Here is a 14,332-nt window from a genome sequence, read left to right as displayed (position 1 = left end):
ACGGAACTCCTCCAGCCCCTTCTCCCCCACCATCACGGCTTTGGTGTCGGGCTTGATCTGTCCGGATCCGGTCTGACGATCAAGGAGCCGTCTCTGAGCTTGTTCTCCGCATGTCTCGTTGCCCGTGCGATCCGTTGCCGCTCCGAGCCTTCGCGGCTGCGGTGTTCGCCGCCACCGGTGGTCGTCAGCGCCCCGCGGTCGTCGTGATCTCTCGTGTTGAGGTGGACGGGCCGGATGTCGCGCTCGGCGGGAGGTCTTCGAGTCCGGTTCGGACACACACCTGACGGGCGTGCTCGTCGGCTCCTGCCACAACATCTGGTTCGAGTGCCACGAGTGCTTCTTCATCACGCTGGGCCGCTCGCGGCGGGCGGAGGGTACGACCTAGACGGGCCAGGTCACCGGAAGCGCTTTCACACCGCGGATGACGCCGTAGGTTCGTTCGGGCTCGAAGCCCTCCGGGAGCGTGAACTCCGGGATCGCCGCGAGGAACTCCTCGCAGATGACCCGCAGTTCGACCCGCGCGACGTGCAGGCCGAGGCAGCGGTGGGCGCCGGCGCCCCAGCCGAGGTGCGGCCGGCGCGGGCGGCCCAGCCGGAACTCGTCGCCGTCCGGGAAGTGCTCTTCGTCGCGGTTGCCCGAACCCCACGTCAGCAGCATCCGGTCGCCGGGGCGCAGCGGGACGCCCGCCAGCTCCGTCTCGCGCACGACCGTGCGGCCGGTCGCGGCGACAGCCGACTCGTGCCGCACGCTTTCCTCCACCAGCTGCGGGATCAGCCCCGGCTCGGCGGCGACCCGCCGGCACAGCGCGGGGTCCTGCGCGAGTTCGAGCAGGATGCTGGCCAGCTGGTCGGTCGTGGTCAGGTTGCCCGCCGCGATCAGCAGGAACGCGAACTTCAGCAGCTCGTGGTCGCTCGCGAGCCTGCCGTTGATCTCGCTGTTGACCACCGACGTGAGCACGTCCGATCCGGTCTTGCCGCGGCGGGAGCGGATGTGCGCCAGCAGGAACTCGGTGTACTCGCGGCCGATCGCCTCCGCGGCCGCCGCGCTGTCGGCCGCCGCCAGGCCGTGCACGAGCGCGGCCAGCGTCGGCCGCTGTTCCTCCGGCAGTCCCAGCAGGGACGCGATCACCAGCGGCGGGATCTTCGCGCACAGGTCCGGCACCAGGTCCGCCTGCCCACGCGGCGCCAGCCCGGCCACGACTTCCCGCGCCACGCGCCGGATGTAGTCCTCGTGCGCGGCCGCCGCGGGCGGAGTGAAGAACGGCTGCAGGTGACGGCGCCAGCCCGCGTGCTCCTCCAGGTCCTGCTCGAACAGCGGCGCGATCACCCCGCCGGTCTCCGGCGCCACGACCACGGCGCCGACCTCGGCCGCGGAGGAGAAGGTGTCGCCGTGGCGGGCCACGTGCCGCAGGTCGTCGAACCTCGTCACGACGTACATCCCGCCGTGCGCCTCGCTGTGCGCCACCGGGCACGTCTTGCGGAACGCTGCCAGCGTCTCGTGGATCGTCGCGGCCTGGGCCGGGTCGAGGTGGTCGAAGGTCCGGGCTCGGTCCCGCACCGGGTCGGCGGTCGCCGGATCACTGGGCTGGCTCACGTCGCTCAACAATCCACACTCGCCCAGCTCGGGGCAAGGAAAAGCCTCCATCCGGACTAGTGTGATCCACTGCCGGGCACGCAGCGTCACCGGGAGCGGAAAACCGGTTTGTGCCAGGGCGCGGCGCTCGTATGCTGATCTCCGCACGCCGGCCACTTCGGACAGGCCCGGTGCGCAGGCGAGGGTTACTTCTGGTCCACAGGTTCGACTCCTGCCCTCCCCTCGGGAGGTGAAGACCTTCACCGACTCCCTTCTCGGGCCTGTCCGAGGTCGCCGGCTCTCCCCTTCCCCCTGCGAGGCCGGCATGTCCAAGTTCAACCTGCTCCGCCGAAGACCGGCGGCCCGATCCCCGATCGTCACGGTCGCGGTGCCCGGACTCGTCAACCACCAGGGTGGCGCCGGTCACATCCGCGACGCCAAGTCCGAGCTGTTCCTGCTCGCGGTCGCGAACATGGTCGGCGAGGACACCTTCTACGAGGCCGCGGACGACCGCGACAGCCGGTACGCCGGCCTGGTCCGCCGCGTCGCCCTGGACGATCCACAGTGGACGGCCCGGTTCCTGCGCTGGCTGCGCACCGAGGCGAACATGCGCTCCGCGTCGCTCGTCGGCGCGGCCGAGTTCGTCAAGGCACGCCTGAACAACCGCGTGGACGACGGTCCGTCGAACCGCGCCGTGGTGACGAGCGTCCTGCAGCGCGCGGACGAGCCGGGTGAGCTCATCGCGTACTGGTTCGCGCGGTACGGCCGCCGCCTGCCCAAGCCGGTCAAGCGCGGGATCGCCGACGCGGTGCGCGTGCTGTACGGCGAGCGGTCCTTCCTGAAGTGGGACAGCGGCAACCGCGGCGTGCGGTTCGCCGACGTGCTGCGGCTGGTGCACCCGGCGCCGCGGGACGCCGTGCAGGACGCGCTCTTCGAGCACATCCTGCGCGACGGTTCGCCGCCGCCGGAGCTGACCGTGCTGACCCGGCGGCGGGCGCTCATGGCGCTCCCGGCCGACCAGCGCCGGGCGGCACTGGACCCGGCGGAGCTGCGCGCGGCGGGCATGACGTGGGAGGCGCTGGCCGGGTGGCTGCAGGGGCCGCTGGACGCCGAGGCTTGGCAGGCCGTCATCCCGGGCATGGGGTACATGGCGCTCCTGCGCAACCTCCGGAATTTCGACCAGGCCGGCATCCCGGACGAGGTGGCCGACCAGGTGGCGGCGCGGCTCGCCGATCCGGACCAGGTGGCGCGGTCGCGGCAGTTCCCGTTCCGGTTCCTGTCCGCCTACCGCTCCGCGCGGTCGCGGTGGCACGCGGCTCTGGAGCGTGCCCTGGACGCGTCACTGGCCAACGTGCCCGCCCTGCCTGGGCGGACGCTGATTCTGATCGACCGGTCCGCCTCCATGTGGACGCGGGACCGGCGCTCGTCCGTCACGTTCGCCGATCAGGCGGCCGTGTTCGGGTGCGCGCTGGCGGTGCGGGCGGAGAAGCCGACGGTCGTGGTGTTCGGCTGGGACAGCCGGGAGGTCGAGGTTCCGCGTGACGGCGCGCTGCTGCCGTTCGTGGAAAGCCTCGACATGTACTCGGCCACGAACACCGCGGCGGCGGTGCGCAGGCACTACCGCCGCCACGACCGGGTCGTCCTCCTGACCGACGAGCAGTCCGCGACGGCGGACGCGTCGGCCGGGTTGCCGCGCCGGGTTCCGCTGTACGTGTGGAACGTCGCCGGGTACCGCTACGGCGGCACGCCGTCCGGGCTGGGCAACCGGCACACGTTCGGCGGGCTGACCGACGCGGCGTTCCGGATGATCCCGCTGCTGGAAGCCGGCCGCGTCGCGCGCTGGCCGTTCTGACCCGGGGCCGCCGTCAGTCGGCGGCCTCGGGCGCCCAGCGCTGCCCCATCCGCCCGGCGCGCCACACCACGAGCGCGACCAGCCAGGTGACCGCGAACAGGCCGACCAGCAGGTACCCGACGTCGGCCAGGTCCATGCTCGCCGCCCAGGCCAGCGGTCCGCTCGTCACGTTCAGCCGCTCCGCGAGCAGGCCGAGCAGTTCGATGCCGCCGATGACCAGGGCGACCGCGACCGACAACGCGGTGACCGTGAGGTTGTAGAACACCTTCCGCACCGGCGTGACCAGCGCCCAGCCGTAGGCGAAGTTCATGAACACCCCGTCCGCGGTGTCCAGCAGGCTCATCCCGGCCGCGAACAGCACCGGCAGCGTCAGCAGCGCGTACCAGGGCAGGTCGAAGGCCGCCGCGCCACCGGCGAGGACCAGCAGCGACACCTCGGTCGCGGTGTCGAACCCGAGCCCGAACAGCAGGCCGAGCGGGTACATGTGCCACGGCTTGCGCACCGACCGCGCGACCCGGCCCAGGATCCGGTTCAGGAAACCGCGCTCGTCCAGCCGCCGCTCCAGTTCGGCCTCGTCGTAGTCGCCGGCGCGCATCCGCCGGAACACCGCGGCGATGTGCCGCAGCGCCACCAGGTTCAGCACCCCGATCAGCAGCAGGAACCCGCCGGACACGAGCGTGCCGATCAGGCCGGTCACGGCGTGCAGCGTCGAGCCGTCCGAAGTGACCTGCCCGGCCAGCGCCCGCACCCCGAGCCCGAGCAGCAGGCACAGCCCGAACACCACGCTGGAATGCCCGAGCGAGAACCAGAACCCGACCGACAGCGGGCGCCTGCCGTCCATCATCAGCTTGCGGGTGGTGTTGTCGATGGCGGCGATGTGGTCGGCGTCGAACGCGTGCCGCATGCCCAGGGTGTACGCCGTGACGCCGAGGCCGACGCCGAACACCCCCGCCTGCCCGATCGCGTAGTGGCCGGGCACCACCAGCAGCATCAGCGTGCCCCAGCCGATCACGTGCAACAGGGCCACCGTCACGGCCATCCCGGTGATGCTGCGCCTGCCCTGCCGGTCGAGGACCGCCATGTCCCGCTCCCTCCGCCGCACCCGGCCTCGTCGCCGGTACCAGCACCGTCGCAGCCGGGCGCCGGCGGCGGCACTGCCCGATCGGAGGGGACGGCGCCGGTCAAGGGGTGAGAACCTGTCCGATCGGACAGGTGCGGGCAGCCACCCGGACAGTGTGTCGGCCGTCACCTCAGGGGGTAGCGTCGAGGCGGTCGAAGGACAAGGAGCACCCCATGCCACGACTGTCCGACCTGCCGAAACTGCCCGGCGCCGTGGCCGGCGCTGTTCTCGCGGACAGCCCCCGTCACGTACCGTGGGAGCGGTCGCCGCGCCGCCGCGGGGACCGTGAGCCGCGGGAGGTCGCCGTGACGGGCAGGGTCCTCGACAAGTCCGAGCGCCTCACCGGACCGTGCGTCGCACGGACCCGGTCCGAGCCCGCTGAGCTGGCCAAGTTCCACGTGCCGGAAGTCGTGTTCGGCCCGGGTTCGCTCGCCGAACTCGGCCACGCCGCGCTGCGGGTGGGCGCGCGGCGCCCGTTCGTCGTCACCGACCCCGGCCTGATCGAGGCCGGCTGGGTCGACGAGGCGGAGAGCCACCTGCGGCTGGCCGGGCTGCGGCCGGTGGTGTTCTCCGGTGTCACCCCGAACCCCAAGGACCACGAGATCGAGGCCGCCTACCAGCAGTACGCCTCGGTCGGCGCGGACGTGATCATCGCGGTCGGCGGGGGGTCGTGCATCGACGCCGCCAAGGGCGTGGCGATCCTGTCCGGCAACGGCGGCACGATCCTCGGCTACGCCGGGGTGGACAAGGTGGTGCAGCCGATCCCGCCGCTGGTCATGGCCCCGTCGACGTCCGGCACCGGCGCGGACGTGTCGCAGTTCGCGGTCGTCACCGACACCACGCAGCACACCAAGATCACGATCATCAGCCGGACGCTGGTCCCGGACATCTCGATCGTCGACCCGCGCCTGCTCATCACGATGCCGGACGAGCTGAACGCGGCGACCGGGCTGGACGCGCTCACCCACGCGGTCGAGTCGTTCGTGTCCCGCGCGCACAACCCGCTGACCGATCAGCACGCGCTGCACGCCGCCACGCTCATCACCCGCAACCTGCTGCACACGATGGTCCACCCACGGGCGGCCGACCCGCGCATCGCGATGGCGCAGGGCGCGCTGGAGGCCGGGATGGCGTTCACCAACGCGATCCTCGGCATCACCCACGCGATGAGTCACCAGGTCGGCGGCCTGCTGGACGCCCCGCACGGCGTGCTGAACGGCGTGCTGCTGCCGCACGCGATCCGCTTCAACGCTGCCACCGAGCCGGAGCGGTTCGTCCCGCTGGCCGCGGCGACCGGGATCGACGTGGCCGGCAAGCCCGCGGACGAGGTGGCCGAGCTGTTCGCCTGCCGGGTGCGGGAGCTGGCCGACGCCGTCGGCGTGCCGCGGGGGCTGGCCGCGCTCGGCGTCACCGAGGCCGACATCGACACCCTGACCCGCACCACGCTGCAGGACGCGTGCCTGGCGACCAACCCGCGCACGGCGAGCGCGGCGGACGTGGCGGCTCTGTTCCGGCAGGCGCTGTAGACCATGACGACGGAGAACTACCTCGGCGCGCTGACCGGTGTGCGGTCGGGTAAGCGGTCCTTCTACCCGGAGTACGTGCGCACGGCGGAGCGGCTGGAGCGCGCGGTCGGCGCCCTCGACCGCATCTCCCGCGCGCTGGTGCGCACCGGTGAAGGCCCCCGGGCGCTGGTCGAGGCGGTGGTGCGGGCCGCGGCGGAACACGTGCAGGCGGACTGGCTGCTGTTCGCGGTCGCCGACGGCGCGCTGCGGGCGGCGCGGCCACGATTCCTGCTGCTCACCGGCGGCGAGCTGGTCGAGGACGAGCGGCTGTTCCCGCCCGACGCGCTCGCGCACCTGCGGATCCTGCGGAGCAGGCCGTGGGAGGCCGGGGACCCCGCCGAGTCCGGGGTGCGGGTGCCGATGACCCTGGACTGCGAGCCCGTCGGCGGGATCGCCGCCCGGCCCGCGCCCGGCATGGACATCGCCGACACCGACCTGGCGGTGCTGCGGGTGCTGGCCAACCAGGCCGCGGTCGCGCTGCACAACTCCTACCTCGTGCACGCCACCATGCAGCTGCGCGGGCGGACCGAGGCGCTGTCCGAAGCGGCCGAGCAGCAGGCGCGCGACCTGGCCGCCCGCAACGCCGAGCTGCAGGAGACGCAGCGCAGGCTGATCGAGGTGATGCAGCGGCAGGCGCTCGACGACGAGCGGCACCGGATCGCGCGCGAGCTGCACGACAGCGTCACGCAGGACGTCCTATCGGCCGGGATGATGATCGAGATCTGCCGCGCCGAGATGACCGAGCCGGGTGCGGACCTCGCTGCGCTACGGGAGAAGCTCACCGGGGCGAAGGACCTGACCCGGCACGCGGTGGAACGGCTGCGCGCGGCGATCTACGCGTTGCACCACTCCGAGTCCGAGCCGTCCGGCTCGCTGCCGGTGCTGCTGGAACGACTGTCCACAGTGCACCTGCCGACGGACCTGACGGTGAGCGTGTCGGTGCACGGCGAGCCGGTCCCGCTGCCCGGCGAGGCCGAGCACTCGCTGCTGCGCATCACCGGCGAGGCGCTGTTCAACACCGTGATGCACACCAACGCGGCCCGCGCGCGGATCCGGCTGGACTACCGCGCGGACTCCATCCGGCTGTCCATCGCCGACGACGGGGACGGTGATCCGGCGCAGCTGCGCCGGATGCTGCGGCTGTCCTCGGCGACGGACCTGGCGGGTGCGCACCGCGGGCTCGCGAACATGCGGGCCCGTACCGAGGAACTGGGCGGGACGCTGTCGATCCGGCGGTCCCGGATCGGGGGAATCCTGTTGCTGCTGGAGATACCGCTGCCGCTGGACACGGAGGCGGCGTGATGATCACGGGTGAGCGGACGTTGAAGATCGTGCTGGTGGACGACCACGCCATCGTCCGGCAGGGGTTGCGGTCCATCCTGGAGCGCGAGGAGGACATCACCGTCATCGGGGAGGCGGCCACGGCGGCCGAAGCGCGCGCGGTGGTCGAGCGGACCCGTCCGGACATCGTGCTGCTGGACCTGAAGCTGTCGACCGGCTCCGACACCGAGGGCCTGGAGATCTGCTCGGAGCTGACCGCCCGGTACCCGGACCTCGGGGTGCTGGTGCTGACGACGTTCCTCGACGACGCGCTGGTGGTGGAGGCGATCCACCGCGGCGCACGCGGTTACGTGATCAAGGACGTGGACACGACCGGGCTGGTGTCGTCGATCCGGGCGGTGGCGCGCAACGAGAGCGCGTTCGACTCGCGGTCCGCTTCGGCGATGGTCCGGTCGATCCGCACCGCGCCCGAGGAGCCGGTGCTGACCAGCCGCGAGCAGGGGGTCCTGGAGCTGCTCGCACGCGGGCTGAGCAACCGCGACATCGGCTCGCGGCTGTTCATCTCCGAGACGACGGTGAAGTTCCACGTCCGCAACATCATGCGCAAGATCGACGCCTCCAGCCGCGCGGAAGTGGTGTACGAGGCGAGCAAGCGGGGCCTGATCTGAGGCACCGGGCGGGGTGGCCCGCCCGGTGCCCCGGCCTCAGCGCAGGACCGGACGGCCCAGCGGCAGGCCGCGACCGCCGGTCGCCGTCGACAGGGCGCCGGCGAACAGGTAGACGCCGACCGCGGTGAAGGCGAACACGACGTACCCGCCTGCGGTGGTGGCCGAGGTGGAACCGCTCACGGTGCCGTAGAGCACCAGCGCGAGCGCGATGTCGATCAGCGTGAACAACAGCGTGAACGCGGCGGGCAGGCGCAGGGTCCCCAGCGTCAGCAGGACCACCGTGACCAGCCAGGCGATCAGGAACAGGCCCTGCGTGGCGACCGCGGCGTCGGCGGTGATGCCGAACCAGCCGTGGATCAGGCCGAGCACGAGCGCGGCGTAGCTGAGCCAGAAACCGGTGAACACGCCGAAGACGGCGGCCACCGCGTTCTGGCCCAGCGCGGCCGCCCAGACGGCGGCGACCAGCTGGCCCAGGCCGGTGGCGGGCAGGATGATCGCGATGGACGCGCCGACGGCGCCGGCCGGGACGTAACCGGTCAGCACCAGGCCGAGCGCGATCGCGCCGACGATGAAGGTGGGCACCCCGATCAGGGCCGGATCGCCCGTGATCTCGGTGCGGACGGGGGCTTCGGTGGCAACGGCAGTGGTCATCGTGTGCTCCTCGTTGAGCGGTAACGCGGTCAGGCGGGACGGCGGTCCAGGATCAGCCAGCCACCGTGGAAACCGGAGACGCGGTGGCGCCATCCGCTCGCCGACCCGAGTCCGGTGAGCGTCGCGAGGTCGAAGCGGCGCACGTGACCGTAGTCGGCGTTGGGGACCTCCTCGAAGGGGACGGCGACGACGACCCGGGACCGGGCCAGCCGCTGGGCCTCGGCCAGCACCGCGGCGCCGGTCGCGGGATCGAGGTGCTCCAGCAGGTGCACGACCGTCACGGTGTCGACGCACCGGTCCGGCAGCGGCACCCGCGCCGCGTCGCACACCATCGTGCGCAGCGGTGTGTCCATGGCGGCGGCGACCGTCTCCAGCACCCGCATGGTTCCGGCCACGATGTCGGAGGCGATCACGGTCGTGCGCGGGCGCTGCGCGAGCATCAGCGCGAGGAACCCGAAGCACGAGCCCAGGTCCAGCACGCTGCCCGGCGGCACGAGCCGCAGCACCCGCGCGTACACCGGCGCGATCCCCGCGATCAGTCCGGGCGCGGTGCGGGGATCGCGCAGGTGCTCCAGGGTGTTGGCGTAGAAGGTTTCCCAGGCGCGGGCCGGGTCGGGCACGGTGCTGCGGACGACGCCGCAGAACACGCGCTCGAAGATGTCCTGGCCGCACAGCCAGCCGGGCGTGAACAGCTCGTCGATCAGCAGCGCGGTCAGGCCGTTGTGCAGCTGGTCGGGACGCAAGCAGTGGCTCACCTCGATGCGCCGCCCGGCGCGGTGCAGCCGGAAGTGCGGGGTGCGCACGACCGCGGACCGCCCGTCGTCCTCGGCGCGCACCACGCGCACCAGGTCGTCGAGGTACTCGGCGACCGGGAACGGCGCGAGCGGGTCCAGCGCGGCGGTCATCGGGTCACCAGGTCCAGCGCGACGCGGTCCAATCCGGACAGATCGCGGACGACTCGGACCTTGCTGCAGTACTCGGCGTAGGCGGGCAGGTCGCAGCCGCCCAGGCCCCACGAGTAACGCGGCTCGGGGGTGAGCCAGATGGTCTCCCGCGCGCGGCGGGAGATCTCGGCGAAGGCGCCCAGGTTCGGGTCGTTGCCGTTGCCCCGCCCGTCGCCCAGCACCAGCACGGTGGTCCGGCGGGTCACGGCCGACGAGTGCTCGGCCAGGAACTCACCGAACGCGGCGCCGTAGTTCGAGTTGGCGTCCACGTCGAGGACGTCGCCGCCGAAGATCAGGCCGAGCGCGCGCTCCACCGGGTGCTCGGCGAACAGCTCGGTGGTCTCGGCGATGTCGTCGACGAACGCGAACGAGCGGACCTGCGCGAACAGGTTCTGCAGGCCGTGCACCAGGTGCAGGGTGAACCGCGCGGTGGCCCGCACGGACAGGCTGACGTCGGCGAGCACCACCAGCCGTGGCCGGTCCTCCGCGCGCCGCACGGTGACCGGGCTGAACGGGATGCCGTCGAAGCGCATGTTGCGCCGCATGGTGCGGCCCGGATCGACCCGGCCCGCGCTGGCGATGCGCCTGCGGTGCGTCAGCGCGCCACGCAGCGACGACGCGAGCCGGCGCAACGACTCCTCCAGTTCTGCTCGCTCGCTCTCCCTGGCCTGGTCGACGTGGGCGGCCCGCTTCTCCCGCGTCTCGACGACCGTGTTCTCCAGCTCCAGCAACGCTTCCAGGTGCCGTTTCAACGCCTCCGGCAGGTTCTCCAGCACCCCGGCGAGGCGGCGGCGCAACTGGGCTGCGTCGTCCTCGTCGCCGTCCGCGGCCTGTTCGAGCCAGCCGAGCAGCGCGTCCTGCTCGGCGATGCTCAGCTCGGCGTCCACCTTCGTGCCGGTCTCCTGGGACAGCCGGCCGGGCGCGCCCGCGCCGTGCAGGCGGTCGGTGTCCAGCTGCACCCGGTAGCCGGCGTCGCCGGCGACGGCGTTGTCCGTGGAGAACACGATCTCGTCGGTCATCGAGGCGAGGTCGATCTTGTTGGCCTCCTGGTGCAGGTTGTACTGCTGCGCCAGGTCCGACTGGTCGAAGAAGTCCCGGATGTCGCTGGGCTTGCCGTGCTCGTGCCCCTGCTGCGGGGTCTCGCTCGGCTCCTCGGAGAGGGTGAAGCTCTCCAGCTCGCCGGTGTCGGACAGGTCGTCGTGGCTGTGCCCGTGGCCGTGCCCGTGCTCGGACGGCCCGACCCGCACCAGCGCGAAGAAGGCGTCGAAGATCTCGTCGAACGCCGGGTCGTCGCGGTGGTCCTTGACGAGCGCGAGCCGCAGCGCCTCCTTGAGCACGGCCCGGTCGGCGAGGATGCCGGGCTCGGCCGCGCAGCGCAGGGCGTCGATGGTCTCCGGCACCGAGATGCGGACGTCCCGCAGCCGCAGCAGCCGCACGAACCGGTGCAGACTGGCCTCCATCGCGTGTCCCTAGGACCGCCGGCCGAACGACCGGCTGCCGCGGTCGGCGCTGACCTTCGGCGCCTCGTGCGAGTGGCCGTGGCCGTGCCCGTGTCCGTGGCCGTGCAGGGTCTCGGGCACCTCGGCGTTCGGGTCGACCAGCCGCGGCAGGGCTTCGAGGGCCTTGCGCACGTCCTTGTCGTACTTCACCACCACCGACACGGTGTCCGACAGCACCGGCGCGGTCAGCTCGTCGACCCCCAGCACGGCGAGCGTGCGCGCCCAGTCGATGGTCTCCGAGATGCTGGGCGACTTGCGCAGTTCCAGCTCACGCAGGCCGCGCACGATCTCCACGAGCTGGCGGGCCAGCGCCTCGGGCAGGCCGGTGTCCTTGCTGCGCACGATGTCCAGCTCGCGCTCCGCCGACGGGTAGTCGAGGAACAGGTGCAGGCAGCGGCGTTTCAGGGCGGCGGCGAGGTCGCGGGTGTTGTTCGAGGTGAGGATCACGTACGGGCGGTTGCGGGCGGTGAACGTGCCGATCTCCGGCACCGAGATCTGGTACTCCCCCAGCATCTCCAGCAGCACCGCCTCCAGCGCCTCGTCGGCGCGGTCGATCTCGTCGATCAGCAGCACCACCGGTTCCTCGGAGCGGACCGCCTCCAGCAGCGGGCGCGCGGCGAGGAAGCGTTCGGAGAAGAACACGCTCTCCTGCGCGCCGATGCGGTCGACCGCGTCGTGCAGGTCGGGCGCGTCGGCCACGAGCTGGCCGATCTTCTCGCGGAGGATCTGGGTGTAGAGCAGCTGCTTGCCGTAGTCCCACTCGTAGAGCGCGCTGGCTTCGTCCTGGCCCTCGTAGCACTGCAGGCGCAGCAGCCGCCGCCCGGTGGCCGCGGCGAGCGACTTGGCCAGCTCCGTCTTGCCGACGCCGGCCGGGCCCTCCAGCAGCACCGGCTTCTCCAGCCGGGTCATCAGGAACACCATCGTCGCGAGCCGGTCGTCGGTCAGGTAACCCTGCGCCGCGAGCGCCTTCCCCGCCTCCTCGACGGAGTCGAATGCGGTCACGCCAAACCCTCCTCGGTAGGGGTGCCGGGGGCGGCCCCGTCCAGCCCGCCCCCGGCAGTTGAGTCAGCTGAGCAGGTCGTCCAGGTCGCCGTTCATGCAGTGATCGACGACGGGGCGGACCGTTTCGAAGGTGCATTCCTTGGCGTTGCCCGGCGTGCAGGCGTCGCCGAGGACGTGGTTCGTGATGCGGTCCACGTCCTCGTCGTCGCCCTTGATGACGCTCGCCTGCTCGTAGAACTTCGTCGGGCCCTGGCCGAGCCGGTTCTTCGAGTAGCTGTCCTGGGTGACGTCGGTGAACTTCTCCGGGATGCCCACGTCGCGCAGCAGCCGGATCGCGGCCGCCAGAGCGGCGTCCGCCGCCTGCACGTCGGTCATGCCGTGCGTGTCGACGCCCATCGCCTCGGCCATGTCGGCGAACCGCTTGTACGCCACCGGCATGTTGAACGCCCACACGCGCGGCAGGGCGATCGCGTTGTTCAGGCCGTGGTGGGTGTCGTAGAAGGCGCTGACCGCGTGCGAGATGGAGTGGATGATCCCGAGCCCGCCGGAGTTGAACGCCTGCGCGGCGATGTACTGCGCGTACATCATGCCCTCACGGCCGGACAGCTCGCTCGGGTTCCAGGTGGCCTGGCGCAGGTTCTCCGCGGTGAGCTTGATGGCCCGCAGCGCGTTGCCCAGCGACGGCTCGAAGTTCAGCCGCGACACGTACGGCTCGGAAGCGTGCGCCAGCACGTCGAAACCGCACTGCGCGGTGTAGTCGATCGGGCAGCTGTAGTACAGCACCGGGTCGTCGATCGCCAGCGTCGCCACCGAGGCGTCGTCGAACGCGACGTACTTGTGCGGGTTGTCCGGGTCGGTGGTGGTGTCGGTGATGACGTAGGCCCAGGACGTCTCGGAGCCCGTGCCTGCCGTGGTGGACACCGCGATGTGCGGCGGGTTGCGCGGGTTCTCGGACTTGTTGAAGCCCTCGAAGTCGTTGACGTTGCGACCGTCGTGCGCGACCGAGATGCGGGCGCCCTTGCAGGCGTCGTGCGACGACCCGCCGCCGATGGAGACGAAGCTGTCACACTTGTTCTCCTGGTACAGCTTCACCGCGTCCATGACGTTGTAGTCCTTGGGGTTGGACTCGACCTTGTCGTAGAGCACGACCTCGAGCCCGTGGTACTTCATCGACTCGGTGATCTTGTGGACGATGTCGGACCCGCGCAGCCCGCTCGTCATCACCAGCGTCTTCTTGAAGCCCAGCTTCAGCGCCTCCGGGCCGATCATCTCGTGGGCCCCGGGGCCGAGGAGCGCCCGCGGGAACGGGTGGAACTCCTTGATGGGGAACGGCTTCAGCAATTCGTCGACCTGCATGACGCACTTTTCCTTCCTGCGCGACGAGCGACTGTGGTGACGCGCACACCGAAGCTAGCTCCCCTGGCACGGCGCGGAAACGCTTGTGGCGCAATACTCCTCGCCCGGCACGCGACTCCGCACGACCGGCGGGGCGCGCACCTGCCCGATCGGACAGGTGCCCGTGGACGCGAAAAAGGCCCGGACGCGGGGTCCGGGCCTTCTTCGCGGTTCTTCAGTTGTCCAGCAGGGCCAGTTCTTCGTCGGTGAGCAGGCGGGACCGGATCAGGAAGCGCACGCCTTCGGGCGCCTCCAGCGAGAACCCGCTGCCCCGCCCGGCCACGACGTCCACCGTCAGGTGGGTGTGCCGCCAGTAGGCGTACTGGTCGGCGCTCATCCAGAACGGTGTGCCGTCGCCGACGTGGCCGAGCAGCACGTCCGAGTCGCCCACCCGGAACTCGCCGTCCGGGTAGCACATCGGTGCGCTGCCGTCGCAGCAGCCGCCGGACTGGTGGAACATCACCGGTCCGTGCTGCTCGATCAGCCGGCGCAGCAGGGCGACCGCGGCCCCGGTCATCGAGACCCGTTGCACCATCAGAAGAAGCCGAGCTTCTTGGCCGAGTAGCTGACGAGCAGGTTCTTGGTCTGCTGGTAGTGGTCCAGCATCATCTTGTGGGTCTCGCGCCCGATGCCGGACTTCTTGTAGCCGCCGAACGCCGCGTGCGCCGGGTAGGCGTGGTAGCAGTTCGCCAGCATGTACGGGTAGCTGACGTCCCCGGCGTCGCCGCCCAGCACGTTGGACTTGCCCACGCCGGACATCCCGGGCATCGCGCCGTGCCCCAT

Annotated in this window: 13 protein-coding genes; 4 read left to right on the top strand and 9 right to left on the bottom strand. The window is 71.5% G+C overall.

Annotated features, from left to right (window positions below):
• Nucleotides 1–381 precede the first annotated feature (381 nt).
• Nucleotides 382–1,593 (bottom strand): cytochrome P450, encoded by a 1,212-nt coding sequence (locus tag ABZ215_RS24545; protein WP_354951850.1) that lies wholly within the window; start codon nucleotides 1,591–1,593, stop codon nucleotides 382–384.
• Nucleotides 1,594–1,897: 304 nt separating this feature from the next.
• On the opposite strand from ABZ215_RS24545, the gene ABZ215_RS24540 reads away from it, so the two are divergent.
• Nucleotides 1,898–3,424: a TROVE domain-containing protein gene (locus ABZ215_RS24540; protein WP_354951848.1), complete on the top strand. Its 1,527-nt coding sequence runs from the start codon at nucleotides 1,898–1,900 to the stop codon at nucleotides 3,422–3,424.
• Between the two features lie 13 nt (nucleotides 3,425–3,437).
• On the opposite strand, the gene ABZ215_RS24535 is transcribed toward ABZ215_RS24540, so the two are convergent.
• Entirely contained in the window at nucleotides 3,438–4,505 is a 1,068-nt protein-coding gene (locus tag ABZ215_RS24535; protein WP_354951846.1) for a HoxN/HupN/NixA family nickel/cobalt transporter, read from the bottom strand.
• A 212-nt stretch (nucleotides 4,506–4,717) separates the two neighbouring features.
• Between ABZ215_RS24535 and ABZ215_RS24530 the strand changes: the two genes are divergently transcribed.
• Genes ABZ215_RS24530 through ABZ215_RS24520 form a run of 3 tightly spaced genes read left to right on the top strand, consistent with a single transcriptional unit; the run spans nucleotide 4,718 to nucleotide 8,058 of the window.
• Nucleotides 4,718–6,070 (top strand): iron-containing alcohol dehydrogenase, encoded by a 1,353-nt coding sequence (locus ABZ215_RS24530; protein ID WP_354712399.1) that lies wholly within the window; start codon nucleotides 4,718–4,720, stop codon nucleotides 6,068–6,070.
• 3 nt (nucleotides 6,071–6,073) lie between these two features.
• The gene (locus tag ABZ215_RS24525) at nucleotides 6,074–7,411 is read left to right on the top strand and encodes a histidine kinase (protein WP_345070715.1); all 1,338 of its coding nucleotides are present in this window, start codon (nucleotides 6,074–6,076) and stop codon (nucleotides 7,409–7,411) included.
• The gene (locus tag ABZ215_RS24520) at nucleotides 7,411–8,058 is read left to right on the top strand and encodes a response regulator transcription factor (RefSeq protein WP_027936198.1); all 648 of its coding nucleotides are present in this window, start codon (nucleotides 7,411–7,413) and stop codon (nucleotides 8,056–8,058) included. The genes ABZ215_RS24525 and ABZ215_RS24520 overlap by 1 nt, the downstream gene beginning before the upstream one ends.
• A gap of 36 nt (nucleotides 8,059–8,094) precedes the next feature.
• Here ABZ215_RS24520 and ABZ215_RS24515 read toward each other — a convergent pair whose 3' ends face one another.
• From ABZ215_RS24515 to ABZ215_RS24485, 7 genes are all read right to left on the bottom strand, one after another.
• Nucleotides 8,095–8,709, bottom strand: a complete 615-nt coding sequence (locus tag ABZ215_RS24515; protein ID WP_027934347.1) for a GPR1/FUN34/YaaH family transporter — start codon at nucleotides 8,707–8,709, stop codon at nucleotides 8,095–8,097.
• 29 nt (nucleotides 8,710–8,738) lie between these two features.
• Nucleotides 8,739–9,614 (bottom strand): mycofactocin oligosaccharide methyltransferase MftM, encoded by an 876-nt coding sequence (gene mftM / locus ABZ215_RS24510; protein ID WP_020420250.1) that lies wholly within the window; start codon nucleotides 9,612–9,614, stop codon nucleotides 8,739–8,741.
• Nucleotides 9,611–11,113, bottom strand: coding sequence for a VWA domain-containing protein (locus tag ABZ215_RS24505; RefSeq protein WP_354951843.1), 1,503 nt, complete (start codon nucleotides 11,111–11,113; stop codon nucleotides 9,611–9,613). The genes mftM and ABZ215_RS24505 overlap by 4 nt, the downstream gene beginning before the upstream one ends.
• A gap of 9 nt (nucleotides 11,114–11,122) precedes the next feature.
• Nucleotides 11,123–12,154: a MoxR family ATPase gene (locus ABZ215_RS24500; RefSeq protein ID WP_027934344.1), complete on the bottom strand. Its 1,032-nt coding sequence runs from the start codon at nucleotides 12,152–12,154 to the stop codon at nucleotides 11,123–11,125.
• 63 nt (nucleotides 12,155–12,217) lie between these two features.
• Nucleotides 12,218–13,510, bottom strand: coding sequence for an NDMA-dependent methanol dehydrogenase (mdo, locus tag ABZ215_RS24495; protein WP_017984507.1), 1,293 nt, complete (start codon nucleotides 13,508–13,510; stop codon nucleotides 12,218–12,220).
• A gap of 214 nt (nucleotides 13,511–13,724) precedes the next feature.
• Complete coding sequence (locus ABZ215_RS24490) at nucleotides 13,725–14,084, bottom strand: DUF779 domain-containing protein (protein WP_027934342.1); 360 nt, start codon at nucleotides 14,082–14,084, stop codon at nucleotides 13,725–13,727.
• Nucleotides 14,084–14,332 (bottom strand): aldehyde dehydrogenase family protein (locus ABZ215_RS24485; RefSeq protein WP_354951841.1); only part of this gene is annotated, 249 nt, incomplete at its 5' end. The genes ABZ215_RS24490 and ABZ215_RS24485, both read right to left, overlap by 1 nt.

It is taken from the genome of Amycolatopsis sp. NPDC006131, from assembly GCF_040614175.1.
Classification (GTDB): domain Bacteria; phylum Actinomycetota; class Actinomycetes; order Mycobacteriales; family Pseudonocardiaceae; genus Amycolatopsis_E; species Amycolatopsis_E tucumanensis.
This window is presented reverse-complemented; position numbering and strand designations above follow the sequence as displayed.

Bases quoted from the DNA above. Each gene is read 5' to 3' on its own strand.
- ABZ215_RS24540 (WP_354951848.1), top strand. From the start codon at position 1,898: ATGTCCAAGTTCAACCTGCTCCGCCGAAGACCGGCGGCCCGATCCCCG.
- ABZ215_RS24535 (WP_354951846.1), bottom strand. From the start codon at position 4,505: ATGGCGGTCCTCGACCGGCAGGGCAGGCGCAGCATCACCGGGATGGCC.
- ABZ215_RS24530 (WP_354712399.1), top strand. From the start codon at position 4,718: ATGCCACGACTGTCCGACCTGCCGAAACTGCCCGGCGCCGTGGCCGGC.
- ABZ215_RS24525 (WP_345070715.1), top strand. From the start codon at position 6,074: ATGACGACGGAGAACTACCTCGGCGCGCTGACCGGTGTGCGGTCGGGT.
- ABZ215_RS24520 (WP_027936198.1), top strand. From the start codon at position 7,411: ATGATCACGGGTGAGCGGACGTTGAAGATCGTGCTGGTGGACGACCAC.
- ABZ215_RS24515 (WP_027934347.1), bottom strand. From the start codon at position 8,709: ATGACCACTGCCGTTGCCACCGAAGCCCCCGTCCGCACCGAGATCACG.
- mftM (WP_020420250.1), bottom strand. From the start codon at position 9,614: ATGACCGCCGCGCTGGACCCGCTCGCGCCGTTCCCGGTCGCCGAGTAC.
- ABZ215_RS24505 (WP_354951843.1), bottom strand. From the start codon at position 11,113: ATGGAGGCCAGTCTGCACCGGTTCGTGCGGCTGCTGCGGCTGCGGGAC.
- mdo (WP_017984507.1), bottom strand. From the start codon at position 13,510: ATGCAGGTCGACGAATTGCTGAAGCCGTTCCCCATCAAGGAGTTCCAC.
- ABZ215_RS24490 (WP_027934342.1), bottom strand. From the start codon at position 14,084: ATGGTGCAACGGGTCTCGATGACCGGGGCCGCGGTCGCCCTGCTGCGC.